Consider the following 24,036-nt stretch of genomic DNA (forward strand, 5'->3'; position numbering starts at 1 on the left):
TTTTCCAGAATAATTTTTTAACTTACACAGTTAGTGAGACACTACCTATAAAAAGCAACAATTATTTTACAATTCCAATCAGGATAAGACATAACGATTCTTTTTCTATCATTAGTTAATTCAAATCTTGTTTGAATTAACTTTTTAAAAGGTATTAATTTTCTTCGTCTTATAAGATAATCAAGATAAACAAAGGCTTTAAATAGGAATTTGACTTTAAATAATAAGTATAAAAATTTGTCCATAGTATATAAAATTATAAGATTTCTTATATACTATTGTTTAACTAAAAAAAAATTTAAATCATTTTAAACCACTATATTTAAAAAAACTAACAATTATGGATATTAATTTAGTATTAAGGAGTAAAATAGTTCATTGCTCATTAAATGTTGAAAATGCAATTAATGAATTATTATTAAGATATTTATTAATTACAGATAAATCTAAGACCAAAAATTTTGGAAATAAGGCTGGTATAAGCTTCAAAAACAAAATTGATTTACTTTATGATATAGATGTATTGGATAAAGATGAATTATACATTGTAGAGTTATTAATGGTTTTTAGAAATAAGTTTTTACATGATATAAAATATTCAAGTTTTACTTTATTATTGGATGATTTAGATTCTTCAGTAAGAAATAAGTTTATAAAATTATTTTTAGACGGAAAAGGAGAAAATGAAGAAGATTATGATAAGGGATTTATGAATTTATATGAAAAAGTGGTTGAGATAATTAACTCTAAAACAGAAGAAATAAATAGCTATTCAAATAAAAAAATAGATTTTTTAAAATTTCAAAATTACTTTTTAAATACTTTATTAGTTGAATCACTAGATTTATCAGGTGATTTGAATAAAATGATTTTAGGAATTAACGATAATGATCTAAAAGAACAGATACAAAAGAGGATAATACAATTTGAAACAAAAGTTAATTACAAAGAAAACATAGAGATATTTAATAATTATCTAAATGATAATATAGTCAAATTGTTATTGAAATAAATCAAAGAAAGAACTCAATATTGAGTTCTTTCTTTGATTATGATTGGTGTAAAATAGTATATAGATGCCTTAATTAATATGTATGTTTAAAACCTTTAGAAAGAAAGACTGCAGATTATTTTCTGCAGTCTTTTTTATAAGATAAGATATCAATGAGGCAGTTTATCTCTGAAATATCCATATACCCATGTTCCGGCCACAGCGCTCAGCAGGGTAACAGATACTGCAAAAGCTCCTGTTCCGATCTGAGCAAAAAGAGGCCCCGGACAGGCTCCTGTAATCGCCCAGCCAAAGCCAAAAATCAGTCCACCATAAATCTGACCTTTATTAAACTTTTTAGGGGTAAGTGTAATAGGTTCTCCATAAATTGTTTTTATATTGAATTTTTTAATCAGTCCTACTGAAATCATTCCTACCAATACAGCACTTCCAATGATTCCGTACATATGGAAAGACTGCAGACGGAACATTTCCTGTATTCTGAACCAGCTGATCACCTCTGCTTTCACGAAAATAATTCCGAAAATAATTCCTGCAGCAAGATATTTCAGGTTGTGATACCATTTGTGAGTAAGGGTACTTTCGTTTACACAAACAGCATCCTGGTGGCGTATATCGTGTTCTTTTTCTTTGATCATAATGTAATTCTCATTTTAAATTATACTTATAGCGAAAGTATGACAGGCAGTATAAAGTTTGCCATTAAAAATCCACCGGTCATGAAACAGACTGTCGCCACCAAAGACGGCCACTGTAAGTTGGAAAGTCCCATAATGGCATGGCCGCTGGTGCATCCGCCCGCATATCTTGTTCCGAAGCCAACCAAAAATCCTCCCACAACCATCAAGATAAATCCTCTAAGGGTCAACAGGTTTTCGAAATTCATCAGCTGTAACGGAACCAGATTGCTGTAATCTGTAATTCCGTAGCCTGCCAGTTCAGCTTTCAGATCAGGATTCACTGTTATTTCATTCGGGTTTACCAAAAAATGAGCAGTAATCATTCCTCCGAAGAAAATTCCCAGGACAAAAAACAGATTCCAGGCTTCTTTTTTCCAGTCGTATTTAAAAAAATTCACATTGGCAGGGACACAGGCGGCACAGATATGCCTCAGTGAGGAACTGATTCCAAATGATTTGTTTCCCATAATTAATAAGGCAGGCACAGTAAGCCCAATCAACGGACCTGCAATATACCACGGCCAGGGTTCTTTTATAATCTCCAGCATTTTTTTAATCTAATGTATTTAAAATTTTAGTCTGACACACAAAATCACTTTTAGGAACATTTGTAGAGGCAATTGCATTAAATCCACCTTCAATTTCTGAAAAATTTCTGTATCCTCTTGCCTGCAGGATACTTGCTGCCATTGTACTTCTGTAGCCGCTTCCACAATGCATATAGAAATGTACTGTTGGCTCTATCGTATGAATCCATTCATTGATATAGGCCAGAGGTTTGCTGTATGCGTCATGAATATGTTCTGCATTGTATTCACTTTCTCTTCTTATATCAATGATTTTTGCTTCTTTTTCTTTGATTTCAGTTTCAAACTGTTCTGCTGAGATACGGTTGACAAGGTCTGTTTCCTTTTCGTTCTTTTTCCAGCTTTCAAAACCTCCATCCAGGAAACCTAAAATATGATCAAATCCTACTCTGCTTAACCTCGTTACCGCTTCTTCTTCAGATCCTTTTTCAGTAACGAGCAGAATAGGCTGGTTGACATCAGCAATTAAGGCTCCTACCCAAGGGGCAAAATCACCGTCCAATCCTATATTAATGGACTGCGGGATAAAACTTTTGGCAAAATCACGGTTATTTCTTACATCTAATATCAAAGCACCTGAAGCTTCAGCAATTTCCTCAAATTGTTCTGGAGAAAGAGCGTGCAACCCTTTTGAAAGAACTTCATCAAAACTACTGTATCCTTTCTTATTCATCATCACATTCATTCCGAAATAAGCTGGCGGAGGTAAAAGTCCATCTGTCACTTCTTTTATAAAACTCTGTTTGTCCTTTTGATTCAGGGCATAATTGGTTCTTTTTTGATTTCCCAATGTATCTACCGTTTCTTTCTGCATGTTTTTACCGCATGCTGAACCGGCTCCATGAGCTGGATACACCGTAATATCATCATCTAAAGGCAAAATCTTATTATACAAACTATCATATAAAAGTCCTGCCAGTTCTTCCTGGGTCATATTTGCTGCTTTCTGCGCGAGGTCTGGACGGCCAACATCCCCAAGGAATAAGGTATCACCACTAAAAAGAGCCTTTTCATCACCATTCTCATCAATCAGCAGATAGCATGAGCTTTCAAGGGTGTGTCCAGGTGTATGAAGAACTTTAATTTTACTATTTCCTATGGTAAATATTTGCTGATCTTCTGCAATAATGGCATCAAACTCTGGATGGGCTGTCGGGCCATAAACAATTGGTGCTCCGGTTTTATCACTTAAATCCAGGTGTCCGCTTACGAAATCTGCATGAAAATGAGTTTCAAAGATGTATTTCAATTCTACTCCATCTTCTTTCAGTCTGTTAATATAGGGCTGGGTTTCTCTTAAAGGATCAATAATTGCGGCTTCTCCTGCTGAGGTAATATAGTAAGCCCCCTGAGCAAGGCATCCTGTATAAATCTGTTCTATTTTCATTATATTTTATTTTTTATTTTTTATTCTGTTATCTGATACAAATTTCCTGCTTTCCTTTTTCCTGTACAGCTACTTTTGTTACATAAGAACATTAAAGGAAGATTTCTTTCGTAATAATATAAATGCCCATGATCAGGATAAACCACCCGAATGCAGGTTTAAGCTTTTTACCGTCAATCTTTCTGGATAATTGTGAGCCTATTATAATTCCTGCTATGGCAATGGCTGTAATAGAAATCAGAAGTTTCCATTCTATTTTCATGTGGTTTACAGAAGAAAAAAAGCCGATCAGAGAATTGAGAGAAATAATAACCAATGAAGTTCCTATTGCAATCTTCATGGGAATCTTTAAAAGATTGACTAATGCCGGAATAATCATAAAGCCGCCTCCTGCTCCTACCAATCCGGTCAGAACACCGACTACAGAACCCTGTCCGGCTGCCAGAAAAGCGTTATTATTATTCGGAATACTTTCTAAAGGTTCTTTTGAGGAATCTTTTTTTATCATTTTATAGGAAGCCAGAATCATCAAGCCTGCAAAAACCAATAATAAAAAAATATTCCTGGTAACACTAAAACCCTGTATTCTAAATACTTCCTGAGGAATCAAAGGAAGAAGATATGTTCTGGTCAGAAAGATGGAAATAACAGATGGAATTCCAAATATCAACGCCATCTTAAAGTTGACCAATCCTTTTTTAAAGTACGACATAGAGCCTACCAAACTGCTAATTCCCACTACAAAGAGTGAATATTCTGTTGCCAGAAAAGCATCGACACCAAAGAGATAAACAAGGACGGGAACAGTGAGAATACTTCCTCCACCTCCTATTAAACCTAGAGAAATTCCAATTAAAATTGCGGCTGTATATCCTATAATTTCCATTTCTATTCAAATAATTCTGATGCAAAAATGGGAATGTGGGATGAAGCCTACAGCTACTTTTGTTACATAAGGAGATTGCTTCACCTTTGGTTCGCAATGACAGGTTGGCCAGCTCATCATTTTTTTTTGAATTATTGCCAACTATCCGGAGGAGGAGAATATGTCTTTCTTTTATGTGATTGAGGGGAATATTATGAGTTGAGGGTTTTCAAAAGAGTGATTTTATTTCTGCCCAATTTTAGTTTTCCGTCTTCTTCCAGCTGTTTGAGAAGTCTGGAAACCACTACCCTTGCCGTTCCCAGCTCGTTAGCCAGCTGCTCATGAGTGGTATTAATGGTTTCAGAACCTGTAAGTCCGGATTTTTTCTGCAGCAGATTGAGAAGTCTTTCGTCTACTTTTTTGAAAGCAATGGCATTGATAATATCCAGTAGTTCTTCAAATCTTTTATGGTACAATCTGAAAATGTAGTCCAGCCATTCCGGATGTTCCCTGATGAATAAAGATACTTTATCTATCGGTAAGAACAGTATTTCCGCGTCTTCTTCAATTTCCGCTTTTACGATACTTTTTTCATTGTGCATGCCCCCCAGAAAAGACATGATGCAGCTTTCTCCGGCTTTGATATAGTACAATAAAATTTCACGTCCGTCTTCTTCTGTTCTGATCACTTTCAGCATTCCTTTCATCACGATAGGAATGGAACGAATGGAAGCATTTTCATCTAAAATAATGTCTCCTTCATGGTAATTTTTGGTTGTACCATACTGATACAGCTTTTCTACCAGGTCTGGCGACGATGAGAATTCGGAAGAAAGTATAGTGTCGTCCTGCATTTTTTTATTCTAATTTACACCAATTTCATCAACAAACAACCATGCTTTGGAATCTGCTCCGGGATTTCCTGCCGGAATAATACCAGCATTTTCAATAGTTACTTTCAGGTATTTCGCATTTTGCGTTCCTACATTCACTTTAATTTTTCCATTGGCTTTCTGAATTTCAGAGGTTTCGATTTCTTTTATCAGTTTAAAATTCTTATTATCGTCAGAAACAAAAATTTTAGCAGATTTAGCCAGATGAATCCAGCTTCCTTTATTCTCAAGGGTATTGAAATACACTTCTGAAAAAGCTGTTTTCTGACCGAAATCTATGGTTGCCACCACATCTTTCCCCTGAAAGCCCAGCCATGTTTTACCCAGCTGTTTTACATTTCCTATAATTCCGTCTACTAAGGTGAAAGCTCCTCCAAAAGAATAGTTTTCACTCGGTTGCTGCTCTAGGGTTATGTTTTTTCCTGTGGTTTTTGAAATTATAAATTGCTGCGAAGAAACAGCACTCTTTAATTGTCCGTCTTGAAAATAGGCTGATTTAACTGTTAAAGAATTAGGAATCTGAACTGCGTTCTGATACTTCTCAGAATGGATAGAAGGGTTTGTTCCGTCCAGCGTATATCGGATACCGTTCGGATTTTGCGAAGTTGAAAGCTCATAAGCAATTCCGTTATTGGAAGGAATTACTTTTCCTGTAATATTATAAATGCTTCTCGCATAATTTACCTTCATATCATCCAGAACTTTAAACTGGCTGATCACTCTGTTTTCAAATTCTTTATAATTTTTAGGATCCGATGTTCCCCATCCCACTTCAGAAAGCGCCATTAATCTTGGGAAAATCATATACTGTACCTGTTTAAAATCTAAAATATATTCCGTCCACAGATTAGCCTGAACTCCCATAATATATTGTGCCTGTTCTGCATTCAGTTCGGAAGGGACAGGATTGTAGGAATAGACTTTTTCCAAAGGAGTAAATCCTCCAAAAGCATTAGGCTCAGACTGCGGATCTCCCTGATAGTGATCAAAATAACAGAAAGAACCAGGAGTCATTACAGCAAAGTGTTTTGATTTTGCAGCTTCAATACCTCCGTTCACACCTGTCCAGCTCATTACTGCTGCATTAGGAGCTAATCCACCTTCTAAAATTTCGTCCCAGCCAATGATTTTCCGGCCTTTGCTGTTAACATATTTTTCAATCCGATGAATAAAATAGCTTTGCAAACCATGTTCATCTTTTAAATTATTTTTCTTAATCAGTTCCTGGCAGTGTGCACATTCCTTCCATCTTGTTTTCGGGCATTCATCACCGCCAATATGAATATATCGTGAAGGGAATAATTTGATGACCTCATCCAAAACATTTTCAAGAAAGGCAAAGGTTTCATCTTTAGGGCAGAAAACATCATCAAAAACGCCCCATTTCGTAGCAGGTTCAAAAGGTCCTTTGGTACATGCCAGTTCAGGATATGCTGATAAAGCTGCCAATGCATGTCCCGGCATTTCAATTTCCGGAACAACAGTAATGTGTCTGTCCTGAGCGTATTTTACTACATCTTTTATTTGTTCCTGTGTATAAAAATAAGGTCCGTAAGGTTTTCCGTCAAAAGTATGATCTACATAAGCTCCAATCATGGATTCTTTACGTTTTGAGCCGATCTGAGTAAGCTTTGGATATTTTTTGATTTCAATTCTCCATCCCTGATCATCCGTTAAATGCCAGTGAAAAATATTCAGTTTATACATCGCCAGATAGTCTATGTACTGTTTTACTTCATCCACGGTAAAAAAATGGCGGGAGACATCCAGATGCATTCCTCTCCAGGCAAATTTAGGCTGGTCCTCGATCTTCATAGCAGGAATTTTCCCTACCTCTTTATATTGTTCGAAAATCTGAGCCAATGTCTGTAGCGCCAGAAAATACCCTTGTTTAGTATAAGACTTAATATGAATTTGTTTTGGAGAAATTTCTATCGAGTAGTATTCTTTCTTCTGTTCAGCTTCTCCTCCCGAAACAGGAGAAATTATAGAATTCGTTAAATGAATATCATCACCCTTCTGAGCATATTGAAATTTTAACTGTGAGCCTATTCTTTTTTTGAAATAATCCGTTTCTTCTTTCGGAAGATTCCCATTTAATACGAAGGATTTGGGAATTAAAAATTCTCCCTGTAAAAGTTGAACTTTTTGAGGGTAAGGAATTACATTTAATTTATTTTGAGCAAAAATCACGTTTGAAATCAATACAAAAAATACTAAAAAAGTCCGTATCATTAGATGGGGTTAAGGTTTGAGCTAAGATAATTATTTTTAAAAACTCTTTGAACCTTTTTAAAAACAAATTAAATACTTTCAATTGTTTAGATTCATATAAAATGAATAATTTACAATTGTTCACCATTCTGTCTAGAAATTATTCTATTCAATACAGTGTATTATGGTGTGTTTTTTGATCAATTTAGTCGCCTTAAAAAAATTAAAGGGTTAAATTTGTAAAAAAAACAGGATGAAAAAAAACATTTTTCTGGCAACCGCTTTATTATTTTCTTTCTCAGCTCAGGCACAAATTTTTGATATCATAAAATCTGCTGTTAAAGATAAGACCGGTGTAGATCTGAATGTTCCGGTAAAAAATAATGCCGCAGCAGTTCCTGCTAAAACTACCACTACAACTTCTGGTTCCAACCCTTCATCTTCCTACCTTGGAAACCTTACTTCCGGTCAGATTTCTTCAGGATTAAAAGAGGCTTTAAGCATGGGTGTAACGGATGGAGTAAAAAAACTGGCCGTAACAGATGGTTTTTTCAAAAATGAAGCGGTAAAGATTTTAATGCCTGAAAAATTAAGAAAAATTGATACAACTCTACGTTCAATCGGAATGGGAAGCCTTGCTGATGAAGGAATAAAATTATTAAACAGAGCGGCTGAAGATGCCGTAACAGAAGCTGCACCTATTTTTACAAACGCTATTACTTCTATGACTATTACAGATGCTAAAAACATTTTATTAGGAAGTAATAATGCAGCAACCAACTATCTCCAGGGAAAAACCCAGACTCAACTATTCAATGCCTTTCAACCTAAAGTAAAAGCTTCTTTAGGTAAAGTAGGTGCTGATACACTTTGGAAAAATCTGATTTCAAAATATAATACTTTTACAGGGCAGGCTGTAACAACAGACCTTAATGAATATGTTACTACAGAAACCATAAACGGAGTTTTTAAAATGGTGGCAGACAAAGAGAGCGGAATCAGAAATACACCTGCCATGAGAACTACAAGTATTTTGCAGAAGGTATTTGGTGCTCAGGATGGGAAATAAATGAGATGTTAGATTTGCATACCAACCATTTAGATATAAAAGCTGTTTCAATGATGAAACAGCTTTTTTTACTCTAATTTCTTTTGTCTTGAAATCGAAGATTCGACGTAGTCAAACAAAAGAAACAAAAGTTCAAGACCTGGATTTCTTCACTAAAAATAAGTCCTGTTCTCTAAAAATTCTCAACTTTCGCGAATCATTATTTCTTTATCGGTTCTGATTTTGCCTCGCGCTTCGGACAAAAGAATTTTCTTACCGTTCACAGGAATTAGTTTTTTAACGCGGCGAGTTCCGATGTCACTTATATAAAAGTTCCGGCCTCACTTTGTGAGGCCGGAACTTTTATATTGTATCAGATTAAAATTGCATTTCAGGAATTTCTCCTTCGATAATCAAATCAGCTTCTGTTGCTTTAATAATATCTTCTACTGAAACACCCGGTGCTCTTTCTACCAGCTTGAATCCTTCCGGAGTTACATCCAGAACAGCTAATTCAGTAACTACTTTTTTCACACAGTTTACGCCAGTTAAGGGAAGTGTACATTTTTTAAGGATTTTGCTTTCGCCTGCTTTATTTACGTGCATCATGGCAACGATAATATTCTCAGCAGAAGCTACAAGGTCCATAGCGCCACCCATTCCTTTTACCATTTTCCCGGGAATCTTCCAGTTGGCAATATCTCCGTTTTCTGAAACTTCCATGGCACCAAGAATGGTAAGGTCTACTTTCTGACTACGGATCATCCCGAAACTGAAGGCTGAATCAAAGAATGAACCTCCTTCCAGAATAGTAATAGTCTGTTTTCCGGCATTGATAATATCAGCATCTTCTTCTCCTTCGAAAGGGAAAGGTCCCATCCCCAAAACTCCATTCTCACTCTGGAATTCTACGGAAATACCTTCCGGAACATAGTTGGCAACCAAAGTAGGAATCCCAATTCCCAGGTTTACATAATAACGATCTTTCAGTTCTTTTGAAATTCTTTTGGCAATTTGTTCTTTTGTAAGCATAATAAAAACTTAGACTGCAATTTAATTATTTTCACTTGAATACAAAAGGGGTTTGTTGTATTCAACAATTAACACTGTTAGTTAAAATAATATCTGTAAATTTGTTTCATTATTTTTTAACAGAATGAAAATACTTTTTAGATATCTTAAACCCTATCAGTGGCTGATAATCATCTCTTTATTTTTGGCTACTATCAACCAGGTTTTTTCTTTATTTGCTCCGGCGATCACAGGAAATATCCTTGATCAGCTGGTTACTCATCCCAACTTTTTTGATAAAGAAAAGCTATTGCCCCGAAACCTGAATGAATATTTATACGGAAGTTCTGTATATCACGGAGCTTTTTATTTTTTGGGACTGCTTATCGGAACAGCAATGGTGAGCAGAATTGCCAAAGCCTTTCAGGATTATGTAGTAAGTGTGATCACTCAAAAGTTTGGAGCGAAAATATTTACAGACGGTTTAAAGCACTCTATGGCGCTGCCATATCAGGAATTTGAAGATCAGAGAAGTGGTGAAACCTTATCTATTTTGACGAAGGTAAGAGAAGATACGGTCAAATTCATCACAAATTTCATCAATATATTCTTTGGAATTCTGGTAAGTATTATTTTCGTTTCCGTGTATGCGATCCGCTTACACTGGTCTATTATGCCGGTTTATATCTGTGGTATTTTCTTTATTGCCATTGTCACCAATTTATTGAGCAAGAGAATAAAAGTGATTCAGAAAAATATTGTGACTGAAACCACAGCTTTAGCCGGAAGCACTACTGAAAGCCTACGAAACATTGAGATTGTTAAAAGTTTAGGATTAACCAATCAGGAAGTGATCCGTTTAAATAACAATACGTATAAGATTCTTGGCCTTGAACTGAGAAAGGTGAAAAGCATCCGTTCTCTGAGTTTTATTCAGGGAACCATGGTTAATTTTCTTCAGCAGTTGATTACTCTGACCCTTTTATTTTTAATTTTTAAAAATATTGTCACGCCAGGTCAGTATTTATCTCTGATGTTTTATGGTTTCTTTATTTTCGGGCCTATGCAGGAAATTGGAAATATTATTATTTCTTATCGTGAGGCAGAAGCTTCTCTTCAGAATTTTGACCGTTTGATGAAAAAAGAAGTAGAAGAAAAACCTATTCATCCGAAACAAATCGGAGCTATTGAAGAACTGGAATTCAAACATGTTTCTTTCAAACATCAGTCTGCTCAGTACAAAGCTTTAAATAACATTTCTTTTGATCTTAAAAACGGTGAGACCATTGCTTTTGTAGGACCGAGCGGTTCCGGAAAAAGTACCCTGGTGAAATTGCTGGTGGGATTATACAGACCCCAGGAAGGGAATATTTTTTATAATGGAATCAATGGAAAGGAATTTGATTTTGATGAACTGAGAAACCAGATTGGTTTTGTAACGCAGGATACCCAGCTATTTGCGGGAACTATTAAAGAAAACCTGCTTTTCGTTAATCCTTCAGCTACTGAGGAGGAACTGGCAATTGCTCTTCAAAAATCAAGCTGTACCGCATTGCTGGAAAGAGCCGAAAAAGGAATTGAAACCGTTATCGGTGAAGGTGGTCTGAAACTGAGCGGCGGTGAAAAACAAAGAATTGCCATTGCCAGAGCTCTTTTAAGAAAACCTCATCTGTTAATTTTTGATGAAGCTACTTCTGCTCTGGACAGTATTACAGAAGAAGAAATTACCACAACCATTAAGGACATTTCAAAAGAAAAGGAGCAGATCACTGTCCTTATTGCACACCGTTTGAGTACAATTATGCATGCGGATAAAATCTATGTTCTTGAACGCGGGCAGGTTGTAGAAACCGGTTCTCACGACAGTCTTATTGACGAAAAAGGACTTTATTACGCCATGTGGAGGCAACAGATCGGAGAAAGAAAAACACTTACTCCTCAAGCATAAAAAAAGCGCTGATGAAATATTCAGCGCTTTTATTTTTATTGTTTGAGCTTATTCTTTAGTTCTTACGGTTCTCTGCTCAATTCTTTTTTCAAATTTTTCTCCCTGGAAGATTCTCTGAATCATAATTCCCGGAATATGAATTTCGTTTGGATCTAATTGTCCCGGTTCTACCAATTCTTCTACTTCAGCAATGGTAATCTTTGCAGCACCCGCCATTGGATGGTTGAAGTTTCTTGCAGATCCCTTGAAGATAAGATTTCCTGCATGATCACCTTTCCAGGCTTTTACTATAGAAAAGTCTGCATCGTAAGCATGCTCCAGAATATGAGGTTTTCCTTTGAATTCTTTTACCTCTTTACCTTCCGCTACTTCAGTTCCGTAACCTGCCGGTGTGTAAAATGCCGGAATTCCGGCCTGGGCAGCTCTGCATTTTTCAGCTAAAGTTCCCTGCGGAGTAAGTTCTACATCCAGTTCCCCTGAAAGCATCTGTCTTTCAAACTCAGCATTTTCTCCTACATATGAAGAGATCATTTTCTTGATCTGTCTTTTGTGAAGCAGTAATCCTAATCCGAAATCATCCACTCCTGCATTATTTGAAATACAGGTAAGATCTTTCACATCACTTTCTACCAAAGCATTGATTGAGTTTTCAGGAATTCCGCAAAGTCCGAATCCTCCAAGCATCAGTGTCATTCCATCATTAATTCCTTCGATGGCCTCCTTTGCATTTTTTACTCTTTTATCTATCATGAAATATTAGATTTTTCTGTTGGCTAAATTTAATAAATTTTCCGGGATATCCGGTGAACGGAAATAGTAGTGAATTTTACTTTTTTTCAAAACACCACCCTCATGTATTTAAACATCTAACAATCATGAAACTACATTCAAAACACAACAAATAAAAAAGAGACCATCATTTCTGATAGTCTCTCTATTACAATTGTATTAAGTGTTCCTTTACTGAATAATCAGCTTTAAAGTAAACAGTTTTCTTCCGTGTACTTTTACATAATAAACGCCTGCCGGAAGATTTTCATTCACCAAAGAGAAACGTTGGTTATTGATATTTTTTGATACATACAATAATTCTCCCGAAGCTGAAACCAACTCAATTTTTTCAATCGGGTAATCACTTTTAATAAAAGTAGGTTGTCCCGGTTTGGTTGGGTTTGGATACAACACTACATTTTTCTCTGTACTTCTTGTTTCTTCAGTTCCCAAAGTAGGTGAAGCCACCTGGAACTGTACTCTGTTTGAAACTTCTGTATAGGAATCATTGGTAAACATTACCATGTAGTAATTTCCTGGTGTTGCTGGTACCGCTGTTCCCTGAATGGTTTTTGTTCCCTGAGTTACCCCATCAAAATAGGTATAAGAAACAAAATTATCATCGGGTATCTGAACACTTTGAGGATAGATTCCCAGCCAGTCTTTGATGATTCCCGGAGAATCCGTCCATGAAGCTGTAATATTTTCACCCAAAGTATATACCGGTTTGTTGATCCAAAGATCTGTAACAATATCTCCTACTTTGAAGAATACCTTCTCTCCGATTCCGTTATATCCGTCTTCCAATAAGTACTGAGCGTAATAATATCCTTTTGGAAGTCCTGTAAAATTCAATGTTCCGGCTGCAGTTGTTACATAACTCCATTTGATAGAGGCAGTCGTTCCCGGAGTCTGTCCCATTTTATAAATTCCGATCCAGTCTTTTTGTAAATTGGGACCATCTGTAAAATTGATGACAACCGTTCCTCCTACGGGATACGTATCAGCGGTAGTCTGTAACTGTATTTTGGGTCCTACATAAAAGTTTTTCCTAGGGGTGATTTCCGTATATCCTCCATTGGCAAAGAATCCTGCAAAATACTGACCTTTATTAGCCAGACCATTATTGAACGTTACTGTTCCTGCAGTCTGTCCATTTGTATAAATATAACCTGGTGAAGTGGCAGATGCCGGAGTTTGTCCCTTTTTATAGATTCCTACCCAATCCTGCTGATTTCCCGGACCGCCTGTAAATGTAGCGGTAATTGCTTCATTTTGGGCATATTCTGTTTTGTTTAAAGTAAATGTAGGATTTGAAACCACACTTCCTGTAATTTCAAACTGCTTCACATCACTCCAGTCACTCCATTCCAGGTTTCTGTCTCTGTAGCGTGTTTTTACGTAATAGATTCCGTTGGGAATAGAATTCGCAGCCAGTGTTGCTTTTGTGATGTCTACTCCATCATTCAGGTTTTTGGTTTTATCCGGAGTTCCGTTTCCGTCTTTTCCGAACCAGTTTTCAAAATCGCGGTAAAATTCTTTTTCAATCACAGAAAAATTTGAGGCTTTACTGATCTGGAACTGTGTTGTATTTAAAAGTTCTCCGTTAGAAGATGAAAACGCACTTCCATTCAATGTTAAAGGTAATGTAATTGGACCTGAGAATGTATTTGTAATGGAGGGTTTTGCCGGTTTAGGCTGATTTTTATACCTGTGAAAAGAATCTACCAATACATTGTTTTTCTTGTTGTAAACTCCGCCTATTGAATAACATTCAACATCTACTTTTCCGGTTGGGACATCTACTTCCACTATCTGATAGGTCCAGTCTGTCAAAGTTTTCTGAACATCATCAAAATCCTGTTCATTAGACATTCCCCAATATTGATCCCAGGCTGTTCCTCCGGAAATAATCTGATAATTTGGTGTATTTTTAAGCTGTCCTCTATGATACAGATGGTGATGTGCTCCTACATGCATTAGATATTTGTCAGAAGTTACCAGAAGCGGTACAGCATTTTCTCTTACCCAGGTAGAAATATCGCCTACATACTGCTCAGCCTGATATGGTCTGTGGCTCAAAGAAATAATCCAGTCTACTGTAGAATCATTGTTGGCTGCCGTTAAGATCTGCTGAAGCCATGTCTGCTGTGCTGATCCGGTATGTTCGGAACTTAAACTTACAAACAATACATTTCCTGCCTGCTGGGCATAATAATTCTCATTTCCAGAACTTATCCCTTTATAACTGATTTCATCAATATAAAAATGGGCATAGTAAGAATTCATTCCCATCGTTCCGTAGGTTTCATGGTTTCCTACCGTTGTCTGAATAGGCAGATAAGGTGATAATTTGATATTCTTTTTAAAGTGAACATTTTCATAGTGGTCCAATGTACCTACGTCTACCTGGTCACCTACCATAAAAGTAAGCGCAATATTATCGGAAGGATCTGATGTAGCCCCGAATTTTTCCTTTAGTTTTTTATAGGCATTCAAAGTAAGTGTATCATACCTCGGTTCTGCTTTGATCTGGTTGTCTCCCATAATAAGGAAACGGATCTTTCCATTGGCAGTTACAGCCTGTCCTGGTAAAGGAAGTGTTCTGAAATTATAAACGGCCGACTCACTGGTTCCGGTTTTGATCTTATAATAATATTTGGTATTCGGCTGAAGGTTGGTAATCTTTGCGGTGTGATAATAATAATTGTTGTTGTATCCGGTATCCGAGAAGATATTGGTAGTTCCGGTTACTGTCACGTTCAGATTTGCCGGAGAATCTCCGTAGATTACGGTTGTTTCATTATTGGAAGCTGTTTTCCAATTGACGATCATAGAATTCGAAGTCGGGTTTTGTAAATAAGGATACAAAGCCTGCCCGAAAGCCATCTGGACCGCGAAACAAAAAAAGAAAAAATAATGTTTCATAATAGCTTTAATTTTAAAATAACATATAGTTTTAAGTTGTGAATCAGGAATTTAAAAAACTGTTATCCGGATTTTTTACTTCGGGCAAAAGTAGAATTCCCATATAAACTCTGTCTGATGGTACTTTAAAGAAACCGTTAATTTTTTAGCGAAACCGGAATGAAAAAATTATAGTTTTTAGTACATTAAATATTTGGAATATTCAAAAACTATTTTGTACATTTGCAACCTGTTATTCAACCTCTGACGAAGAACGTGTAAGTTGCTTAGCTTTAACATTTTATTTTATTAATAATGGATTTATTAAAGTACGTACAAGACAAGTACATTGCGAAAAAAGAATTCCCTGAATTCAAAGCAGGTGATACAATTACTGTGTATTACGAAATTAAGGAAGGACAAAAAACCAGAACTCAGTTCTTCAAAGGAACAGTTATCCAATTAAGAGGTACTGGTTCTACAAAAACTTTCACTATCAGAAAAATGAGTGGTGATGTAGGTGTAGAAAGAGTATTCCCTATTAACATGCCTGCACTTCAAAAAATCGAAGTTGATAGAAGAGGTAGAGTTAGAAGAGCTAGAATTTACTACTTCAGAGATCTTAGAGGTAAGAAAGCAAGAATCAAAGACGCTGCTTACAAGAAGAAATAATTCAGACAACAATACATACAAAAAGAGGCTGTTTACTTATAAACAGTCTCTTTTTTTGTTTCAATATTTTTTTACTTTTTATAGGGAGTTCCTTTTCCGGTTTCCAGAAACTTTTTCAGACTGCCAAGAAATTGCAGCCAGCCACCCGAGCAGATCTCATAGCACTCAATATCCGGATTCAGGCCGATATGAGTAAGTTTTATCTGAATAATTTCTTTCTTTTCCTTTATTTCCCAGACAATTGTTGTCCCGATCCATTCTGTCTGGTTGTTTAATTCGGGAAGAGCAATTAATGAGTCTTCAACCAGCCACACAATTTTTGCATTGTGAGTTAATTCCTCTACCCGCATTGTTTTGTGAATCTGATCTCCAAATCTTATAGTGAAAAGATTTCCCACCTCGGAAAAGGAACCTTCAAACAATTCAGTCCACCAAAGAGGAATTTCATAAGTCAAAGCATAATGTACTTTATCTGCAGTAGTGTTGACCTCAAGTATATGCACGTAATTCTCAACACTATTTGTATTAATCGTTTTCATAAAATTATTGTATTGGTAGTACAATTTTATGAAATTTACTATGAATCATGCTTTTCATAGGACAAGAAATATTGTATGACACCAACCGTGTCAAGGTTGTAAACCTTGACACGGTTCACAATCGTACTTTTTATAAGCTGCACAAAGACTATTCATTCTTCATAAGATACTGCAAAGGGGTTGAGCCTGTCTGTTTTTTGAAAAACTCAATAAAAGCACTGTCTGATGAAAAGTCCAGGATATGCGACACCTCTCCTATTGAATTTCCTTCAACCAAAAGCTCAATAGACCTTTGTAACCGCCATTGCTGTCTCCAATCCTGGTAAGACAGTCCGGTTTCTTTTTTAAAAATACGACTGATTGTTTTCTCCACTGCTCCGGTTTTTGCTGCAAGATCTTTCAGCATTGGAGGCATGGAATAACGTTGTGTCCATTCTTCAACTGTTTTTTTAAAACGTCTGTCCTGTGGCATTGTAAGTGTCAGTTTTTCTTCCGGAGCCCTTTGCATTTCATCCCAGAATACTTTTAAAAGATTGGTTTGATCATTTTTGAGAGCTGACCATTCCCAACAACAAATCCTTTCTATAATTTCTTTTAACAAGGTATTGACATGAAGAACTTTCAGATCCGGTTTTATATACTTTTTGGAATAATCTTCATCAAAATAAATGGATCTGTAGGCCACAATATTTCTGAAATTCACTCGATGAACTTTACGGGTAGGAATCCAAAGCATCCTGAACGGAGGAAGAACCAGCTGTCTGTCAGAAGTTGTAACCGTCATACAGCCGGATGGCGCATATAACAATTGGGCTTTTGTTGTATGAAAATGAAAACCAGAGTCATGCATCACCATGTCAGAAGCTATTCCAATTACTTTTTCCGGTATTGAATCTGCATCAAAGTATTGATTTTGTTTCAGCACAGCCATGTCCTATTTCTGATATTTTTTGTTTTTATATCATTATAAATATACAGTATTTTTTGTAAACTTTGCATAAAAAAAATGAAAAAGACAAATCCTATCTGGCTGCTGACGGTTCTTGTGATGCTTCCGCAGTTTGTGGAAACCATCTACAGCCCTGTTTTGCCCATGGTACAGGAACAGTTTCGAGTACATGAAGAAGCAGTTACCTTAACAATCAGTTTATATTTTATAGCATTTGCACTGGGTGTGGCATTCTGGGGAGTGCAATGTGACAGGATCGGAAGGAAAAAATCATTGGAATACGGCCTAATCACCTATGGAATCGGAACTTTGACTGCTGTTTTTTCTCCTGATTTTATAATCCTTCTTGGAGCGAGAATTATTTCTGCATTTGGAATTTCTGTAGGTTCCATTGTGACGCAGACCATTTTAAGAGACACTTTTGACAAAGATAATCTCAATAAAGTATTTTCCTGGATCGGAATCGGGTTATCCATAAGTCCAGTAATAGGAATGATTACAGGTTCAATACTGGCTTCCTCCGGCGGACATCAAGGTGTATTTATTACATTGTTTATCATAAGTATACTTTTTTTAATACTTTCCAGAAAAAAAATTTTAGAAACTCATCATTTCACAAAGGAAATTAACCTGAAGGTTTTGGTGAGCTTACTTATGCGAATGTTTCGGGACCAGGAAATCATCAGGTGCTGCCTGCTGATCATGAGCTTTAATGTTCTGTTATTTTCATACTATTCACTCGCTCCATTTATCTTTAAAGAAAATCATTATTCCTCTTATGTTTTTGGATACAGCAGTATAATACTGGCTTGTGGCACCTTTGCAGGAGCAAAGCTTAACAGATTTCTGTTACTGAAGAATATACATCCTGAATATTTAATTAAAATGAGTACATTTTCCACATTAGCTGCTTCTGTTTTTATCTGGATTCTGGCAGGTACAGGAATTTATTTTATTATTCCCTATTTCTTCATTGTGATGGCATTCAGCATTGTGATTCCCAATATTTTAAGTACTGCATTGATTCATTATAAGAACGAAACAGGGAGTGCCGGTGCTTTATTAGGATTAATTTATTATGTTCTGATAGGCTTAGGATTGGTAAGTATTGGATTTATACAGAATCTGGGAATTTCCTGTGTGCTGTTTTCAGGAATTGGAGTTTGTACTTTATTCTTCTTTGAAAATAAGAAACATTAAGTTTAACTATTTTTTATTAAACTTAATGTTTCAAATATTTTTATTCTTTTACTGTATAAAATTGTACAGTGCTTCAAAAAATTTCGGGTATACTTCTATATGAGGAAGATGACCTACATTATCAATCTCTACCAGCTTTGAACCTGCAATTTCACGTTGGATTTTCTTTCCCAATTCCTGATATTGACCCATTTTCGGCTGAAGTTCTTTAGGTGCCCGGTCCTTTCCTATTGCTGTCCTGTCTCTTGTTCCGATAATAAGCAATGTGGGAACTTTAATATTTTTAAATTCATAACATACCGGCTGATTGTAAATCATATCTGAGGTAAGTGCTGCATCCCAGGCTACCTGAGGATACTCTTTATGAAGTGTCCATCCGGCAATTAAGTCAAGCCAGGGTTGGTATTCTTCCTTCCATTTGTTGTCGTAATAGAATTTCAGCTGATAATTTTTATAGGTTTCCGCTGTATTTTTAAGTTCAGACTGATAGGCCTGATCTATGGTCTGGTAGGCTGCAAAAGTCTTATAGTCTTCCAATCCGATCGGGTTTTCCAGAATCAGTTTCTGTACTTTTTCAGGGTATAATAATGTAAATCTGGTCGCTATCATTCCTCCCATTGAATGTCCCAGTACTATGGCTTTATCTATTTTCAGTTCATCCAGAACTGCTTTTGTATTTTCTGCCAGCTGCGAAAATGAAAACTGGTACGCATGAGGTTTTGAAGATTTTCCAAATCCTATCTGATCAGGAATCACTACTCTGAATCCTTTAGCAGAAAGATCTTTAGCCGTTCTTTCCCAATAAGCTCCGTTAAAGTTTTTGCCGTGGAGAAGCATAATAGTTCTTCCATTGGATTTTTGTGGCTGTATATCCATATAGGCCATTTTCAAATTTTCACCCTGAGACCTGAAACTAAGAAAATGTACTTCATAAGGATATTGATAATCAGAAAGCATTGCATCCAGAGGCTTTATCTGTGAAAATATAAAACCAGAGACCGACAAAGCAAATGCGGTCATTATATTTCTGATATGTTTCATGAGACTTTATTTTAGGGATTAAAATTAAAAAAACCGTTCCTTTTGGAGCGGTTTCAACTGTTATTTTTAGTTAAATATTTTTTATATAATTATGCCATTGAAACATCTTTTTCTTTTTTTGAAGGTAAATTCATCAAAACAATCGCAAAAAGAATCAGGACAATTCCTACCCACTGGATGAAAAATACTTTCTCTCCCAGCAAAACAAAAGCCATGGTAACAGAAACCGGAAGTTCCAGTGATGAAACAATACTTCCAAGTCCCAATCCTGCATTGGGAAACCCAACATTGAATAAGATGGGTGGAATAATCGTTCCAAAAAGGGCTAATACAAAGCCATATGTAAGGAATATTGAATAATTAAAGGGATGAATATGTTCTGTATTATCTGTAAAATTCAGGTATAAGGATTTTAAACCATCAAAATACATGGGTCCTATCTGAGCAAAGAATAAAAATGCAAATACCACTACTGAGCCTCCTGCCAGCATAATAATACTCTTCCTGAAAACCGGAAGATGAGTAGCCAGCGTATTAGAGGTGAACATCGTCAAAGTATATGAAGCGGCTGCCATAAGCCCCCAGAATACTCCGTGCCAGTCCAGTTCTATTTCCATATTAATAAGATTGGTTGCCAGAACTGTTCCCAACAAAACGATAACCACAGAAACCACTTTTCTTGCGTTGGGTAATTTTTTAGTAAGGATACTTTCTACCACTACACTGAACCATACCGACTGCATCAGTAATACAATAGCAATAGAAACATTGATATATTGTACCGCAATATAGTAGAATAAACTTGTTCCCCCCAAGGAAGTTCCTGCAAGCAAGAGCAATCTTACTTCTTTAGAACTTGGCAGCGATAATTTCTGCTTTGAGGTTAGGGTCTGAATAAAGTTGAGGATCAAAAGTCCTGTCAAACCTAATACGAATTGGGAAGTAGTTACTTCTGAGGTTGTAAAACCATCGTGGTAAGCCATTTTCACAAAAGTGGCCAACATACCGTATATACTAGCTCCAATCCCTACAAATAAAACACCTTTTAGTATATTTTTCTTCTTCATAATTTTTTTAACAGCCTGCAAAGGTACAACATATAAATTAAACCTATCTGAAGTGTTATGGTGATAGATAAATAAAATCGCCACAAGCAAGCTTGTGGCGATTTTGAGATTAATTATAAAAGTAAATTATTTTTTAACCATTACTTTGGAAGCTGCTTCGAAACCTAGTCCTTTGATTTTAACCATATAAGTTCCGTTGACAAGATTACTTGTAGAAATTGCTTTCTTAGCATCCGGTGAAATTTTATCTTCAGAAGAAACCAGCTTTCCAGACATATCATACAGTTCTACGCTTACTTTCCCTAAAGTATTGCTTGGGAATTTGATATAGAACTCATCTTTAGCCGGGTTTGGATAGATAGAAATATTATTGTTCTTATCTGCCTTTACATCATTGGTAGCTAATAAACATGCTTCCGGAACGTTAAAGTCCTGAACCTGATCATTGATATTATTTTTAGCGCCTGCTGATGCATTCACTCCTAAACCTCTTCTTGCAAAAACTCCCCAGATCATACATTTATCCTGTCCCTGAGTAGTTGCCATCTCAGCTGCCAATATTGCATTTCTTCCATCAATAAAGCTAGGATTACAGCCCTGAAGTTTAAGAGCATCTGTTACTAACTGTAATACTTTTGTACTTCCGTTTGGTGTCGCTGATAATACATCTGAAGCATAACCATATTTTTCAACATATTTCCAGTGAAGATCCCATAACATTGTTGCCCAGACAAAACCGATTGAGTGTACATCCGGAACAATTGCTGATCCGTTATTGTATTCCATTCCGTTGGTATTTCCGTATGTAAATCCGTTAACCGTTAAATTTGTAGAATATTTTGCAGGTCTGATACCGCCACCTGTAATAGGCTGTCCTATTGCATAAGTACCAGTACCTCTCGCTACTGTTGCATCGTCTCCAGCTTTGTTAGTCAGCATTAAAGCAAAGAAGTCAGACCATCCTTCTCCCATCTGCTCTTTACTTACTCCTGAATTCAGACAGTTGTATCCGGTACCTGTCATTCTGTTGGATATTCCGTGACCATATTCATGGGTTACGATTCCGTTATCAAAGCTTCCGTCAGGAGTCATATTTCCTTTTAAGGTAACATTTACTGTGGTACTTGCCGCAAGCTGAGTTTTGATATATTCTCCTTCTGCATTGTTAATAAGTACCGAAGGAATCGTAATTGTCGGATCATTACCGGCCATATTTCCTATAGTAGCGCCATTTGCAACGTTATTATATACAATAGCCGCTTTAGCTCCTGCATCCTGAAGATTTTTTACTTTAATAGCAAAGGAACATGTTCCTCTTTCAACCAATCCTATTTTATTAGTCAATGAACTTGCAGGTAAAGCCGTACATCCATCTAAAACTGATGAAAGTGCTACATCTCCTGTTAATCCGTTCATAGGTAATGGATTACCGAACTGTGCAGTTCCAGCTCCCGGTGTACGAGTTACAGCCGCACTTGGTGCATTATAGAAAAAGACTCTTCCAACCGGAGACCAAAGATACATCTGCATTCTTCCATTATAACCATCCTGCCCTGAAGAGAAGTTCGCATTATTTAATCCGCTTCCATCCTGCGCCTCTGCATATACAGAATCATCATCTCCTCCAACAGGTCCGTTACCAAAATTGTTCTGCTGGAAATTTCTGGCAGATTCTGTAAATCCAAATTTATAGAAAATGTCATGAATTCTGTTATTCAGATAAAATAAATTTGTAATGGCAGCGTTCCTGTTGTTTAACGGAGTTTCATTGATGTTAAAAGGGAAATCAAAATTTCTTGTTGCCCCTCCGTCTGCCGGAGTTCCTGTAAGATAATCAGGTGCTGTTAAAGCTGTTCCAGCCGAATCTTCATAGGCAAAAACATTATTTCCTCTTGTAATAGTGTAATGATTGGTTCCGTCAGAATGCCATCCTTCAGGAGAAGCACTCAGTATCCAAGGGTTGTTAATAATTGATCTTGAACCAAAAGTGGGTGCCTCAATAGGCAATGGAAACACATTATATGAAGCATTATCAGGTAAAAGCAACGGAATATTATTATTCTGAGCTATATTATTCTGAGGCCCCGCCAAGGTATTTTCAAAATGATCGGCGTGGGTATATTCTGCATCGGATGAATAAGCATCGTGATGAAAATTACAAGATAGTGTAAGATTATTTTTCAACAGGATATTTCCATTATTGGCATCTACTACAATATTCCAGTAATTAGGCGATTTTGGCTCCATTAAGGTATATTCATATGCCAAACGCAGGTTTCCGTTCTCATCAGTTGCATATACCAGTCTTTGATTCGCTGAAGTAGCTTTTTTCTGAGTTTTTTCAAGATACTCAAGAATAGTGAAATTCGCAATATCAGGATTCTTCAGATCTTCAGCAATCTTTTGAAGTGCTGTACTTTTACTGATAGCAGCTGTACCTGATGTAGATGCAGTATAATCTTTTACAAAATTATCTGTGTAGTAAACAATTTTATTGTCCTGAATCAATGCTGTTCCTACAGAACTGTATACCGGCAAACCGTTATAAGTCTGTAAAAATTTAACAACATTACCATTCAATGATTTTGAAGGATCTACATTATCAACAATAATATTATTCAGATCAGATTTTTTATATTCCCTTATTTTATTTTGAGAAATATAATCTTTAATCAGTTTTTCATTATCCTGCCCGAACAATATTGCCGGAAATGCAGAAAATACCGCAAATAAAATAGGTAGAGCTTTGTTTTTCATATCCATTATTAAAGCCGCTAATCTACAAATAATTCACATTACTTTAATAATTTTTATAGTAAAAATTAAAAAATAAATCTATAAAATAAAAAATACAACTATAAAATTAATTTACATATTTCTTAATTACGATAGCTTTGAATTATATTTATTCCTGCCACCTTATGCTTGCCATATTATTTATTTTTTATACAAACATTTCCTCTCTATAAGTTAGTTTAACAAATAATACAAAACCACAACAGTCACAAAAGGTTTCATTTTAAAACACTTGAGTTCACTTAAGTAAGTTTAATATGATACCGCAGAAAACTTTTGTGCCTTTTATGGTTAAAATAATGATTATAAAAGTTTAAACAACCTCTATAAACTTTCGACACCAACAGAAATCAGTTTTTTCTATTTTACCCTATAGTTTTTGTTTTTGAAGGTCATATTACATTTTACGGATCAGTCTCAAAAGTTGGGGGGAATGTTAAGTAGCTTTA

The 24,036-nt window shown here is 36.0% G+C and carries 19 protein-coding genes; 5 read left to right on the forward strand and 14 right to left on the reverse strand.

From position 1 onward, the window contains the following. The first annotated feature begins 340 nt into the window (after positions 1–340). Positions 341–1,012 (forward strand): hypothetical protein, encoded by a 672-nt coding sequence (locus EK417_RS18750; RefSeq protein ID WP_136523019.1) that lies wholly within the window; start codon positions 341–343, stop codon positions 1,010–1,012. Between the two features lie 149 nt (positions 1,013–1,161). Here the strand turns inward: EK417_RS18750 and EK417_RS18755 are convergent, their stop codons facing one another. The 6 genes from EK417_RS18755 to EK417_RS18780 all read right to left on the reverse strand — a co-directional run bounded on the left by EK417_RS18755 (position 1,162) and on the right by EK417_RS18780 (position 7,659). Next, positions 1,162–1,650: a DUF6691 family protein gene (locus EK417_RS18755; protein WP_076597106.1), complete on the reverse strand. Its 489-nt coding sequence runs from the start codon at positions 1,648–1,650 to the stop codon at positions 1,162–1,164. A gap of 26 nt (positions 1,651–1,676) precedes the next feature. After that, positions 1,677–2,240: a YeeE/YedE family protein gene (locus EK417_RS18760; protein WP_076597107.1), complete on the reverse strand. Its 564-nt coding sequence runs from the start codon at positions 2,238–2,240 to the stop codon at positions 1,677–1,679. Between the two features lie 4 nt (positions 2,241–2,244). Next, positions 2,245–3,666 (reverse strand): MBL fold metallo-hydrolase, encoded by a 1,422-nt coding sequence (locus tag EK417_RS18765; protein WP_136523020.1) that lies wholly within the window; start codon positions 3,664–3,666, stop codon positions 2,245–2,247. Positions 3,667–3,757: 91 nt separating this feature from the next. Beyond that, on the reverse strand, positions 3,758–4,552 hold the full coding sequence (locus EK417_RS18770; protein WP_076597109.1) for a sulfite exporter TauE/SafE family protein: 795 nt from the start codon (positions 4,550–4,552) through the stop codon (positions 3,758–3,760). 191 nt (positions 4,553–4,743) lie between these two features. Continuing rightward, complete coding sequence (locus EK417_RS18775; protein ID WP_076597110.1) at positions 4,744–5,385, reverse strand: Crp/Fnr family transcriptional regulator; 642 nt, start codon at positions 5,383–5,385, stop codon at positions 4,744–4,746. 9 nt (positions 5,386–5,394) lie between these two features. Next, positions 5,395–7,659, reverse strand: coding sequence for a glycoside hydrolase family 20 protein (locus EK417_RS18780; protein ID WP_136523021.1), 2,265 nt, complete (start codon positions 7,657–7,659; stop codon positions 5,395–5,397). Positions 7,660–7,891: 232 nt separating this feature from the next. Here EK417_RS18780 and EK417_RS18785 point away from each other — a divergent pair, with 232 nt between their 5' ends. Beyond that, a complete protein-coding gene (locus EK417_RS18785; RefSeq protein ID WP_136523022.1) occupies positions 7,892–8,707 on the forward strand; it encodes a DUF4197 domain-containing protein in 816 nt (271 codons plus the stop codon). 357 nt (positions 8,708–9,064) lie between these two features. Here the strand turns inward: EK417_RS18785 and EK417_RS18790 are convergent, their stop codons facing one another. After that, complete coding sequence (locus tag EK417_RS18790) at positions 9,065–9,718, reverse strand: CoA transferase subunit B (protein ID WP_076597113.1); 654 nt, start codon at positions 9,716–9,718, stop codon at positions 9,065–9,067. A 124-nt stretch (positions 9,719–9,842) separates the two neighbouring features. Between EK417_RS18790 and EK417_RS18795 the strand changes: the two genes are divergently transcribed. Then, a complete protein-coding gene (locus EK417_RS18795) occupies positions 9,843–11,645 on the forward strand; it encodes an ABC transporter ATP-binding protein (RefSeq protein ID WP_136523023.1) in 1,803 nt (600 codons plus the stop codon). A gap of 48 nt (positions 11,646–11,693) precedes the next feature. Here EK417_RS18795 and EK417_RS18800 read toward each other — a convergent pair whose 3' ends face one another. Together EK417_RS18800 and EK417_RS18805 are read right to left on the reverse strand one after the other, a co-directional pair. Further along, positions 11,694–12,395: a CoA transferase subunit A gene (locus tag EK417_RS18800; RefSeq protein ID WP_047376945.1), complete on the reverse strand. Its 702-nt coding sequence runs from the start codon at positions 12,393–12,395 to the stop codon at positions 11,694–11,696. 210 nt (positions 12,396–12,605) lie between these two features. Further along, the gene (locus EK417_RS18805) at positions 12,606–15,344 is read right to left on the reverse strand and encodes a fibronectin type III domain-containing protein (RefSeq protein ID WP_136523024.1); all 2,739 of its coding nucleotides are present in this window, start codon (positions 15,342–15,344) and stop codon (positions 12,606–12,608) included. A 294-nt stretch (positions 15,345–15,638) separates the two neighbouring features. Here EK417_RS18805 and rplS point away from each other — a divergent pair, with 294 nt between their 5' ends. After that, entirely contained in the window at positions 15,639–15,995 is a 357-nt protein-coding gene (rplS, locus tag EK417_RS18810; protein WP_002980648.1) for a 50S ribosomal protein L19, read from the forward strand. A 71-nt stretch (positions 15,996–16,066) separates the two neighbouring features. Here the strand turns inward: rplS and EK417_RS18815 are convergent, their stop codons facing one another. Both EK417_RS18815 and EK417_RS18820 read right to left on the reverse strand, forming a co-directional pair. After that, entirely contained in the window at positions 16,067–16,534 is a 468-nt protein-coding gene (locus EK417_RS18815; RefSeq protein WP_076597116.1) for an SRPBCC family protein, read from the reverse strand. 148 nt (positions 16,535–16,682) lie between these two features. Next, a complete protein-coding gene (locus EK417_RS18820; RefSeq protein WP_136523025.1) occupies positions 16,683–17,465 on the reverse strand; it encodes an AraC family transcriptional regulator in 783 nt (260 codons plus the stop codon). A 75-nt stretch (positions 17,466–17,540) separates the two neighbouring features. Here EK417_RS18820 and EK417_RS18825 point away from each other — a divergent pair, with 75 nt between their 5' ends. Then, a complete protein-coding gene (locus tag EK417_RS18825) occupies positions 17,541–18,683 on the forward strand; it encodes a multidrug effflux MFS transporter (protein ID WP_136523026.1) in 1,143 nt (380 codons plus the stop codon). A gap of 48 nt (positions 18,684–18,731) precedes the next feature. Here the strand turns inward: EK417_RS18825 and EK417_RS18830 are convergent, their stop codons facing one another. The 3 genes from EK417_RS18830 to EK417_RS18840 form a co-directional block, all read right to left on the reverse strand. Then, positions 18,732–19,724, reverse strand: coding sequence for an alpha/beta fold hydrolase (locus EK417_RS18830; RefSeq protein ID WP_136523027.1), 993 nt, complete (start codon positions 19,722–19,724; stop codon positions 18,732–18,734). Positions 19,725–19,813: 89 nt separating this feature from the next. Then, positions 19,814–20,791 (reverse strand): EamA family transporter, encoded by a 978-nt coding sequence (locus tag EK417_RS18835; RefSeq protein WP_076597119.1) that lies wholly within the window; start codon positions 20,789–20,791, stop codon positions 19,814–19,816. A gap of 126 nt (positions 20,792–20,917) precedes the next feature. After that, positions 20,918–23,548, reverse strand: coding sequence for a T9SS-dependent M36 family metallopeptidase (locus tag EK417_RS18840; protein WP_228457970.1), 2,631 nt, complete (start codon positions 23,546–23,548; stop codon positions 20,918–20,920). Positions 23,549–24,036: the final 488 nt, after the last annotated feature.

This window comes from Chryseobacterium candidae, from assembly GCF_004916905.1.
Lineage (GTDB): Bacteria > Bacteroidota > Bacteroidia > Flavobacteriales > Weeksellaceae > Chryseobacterium > Chryseobacterium candidae.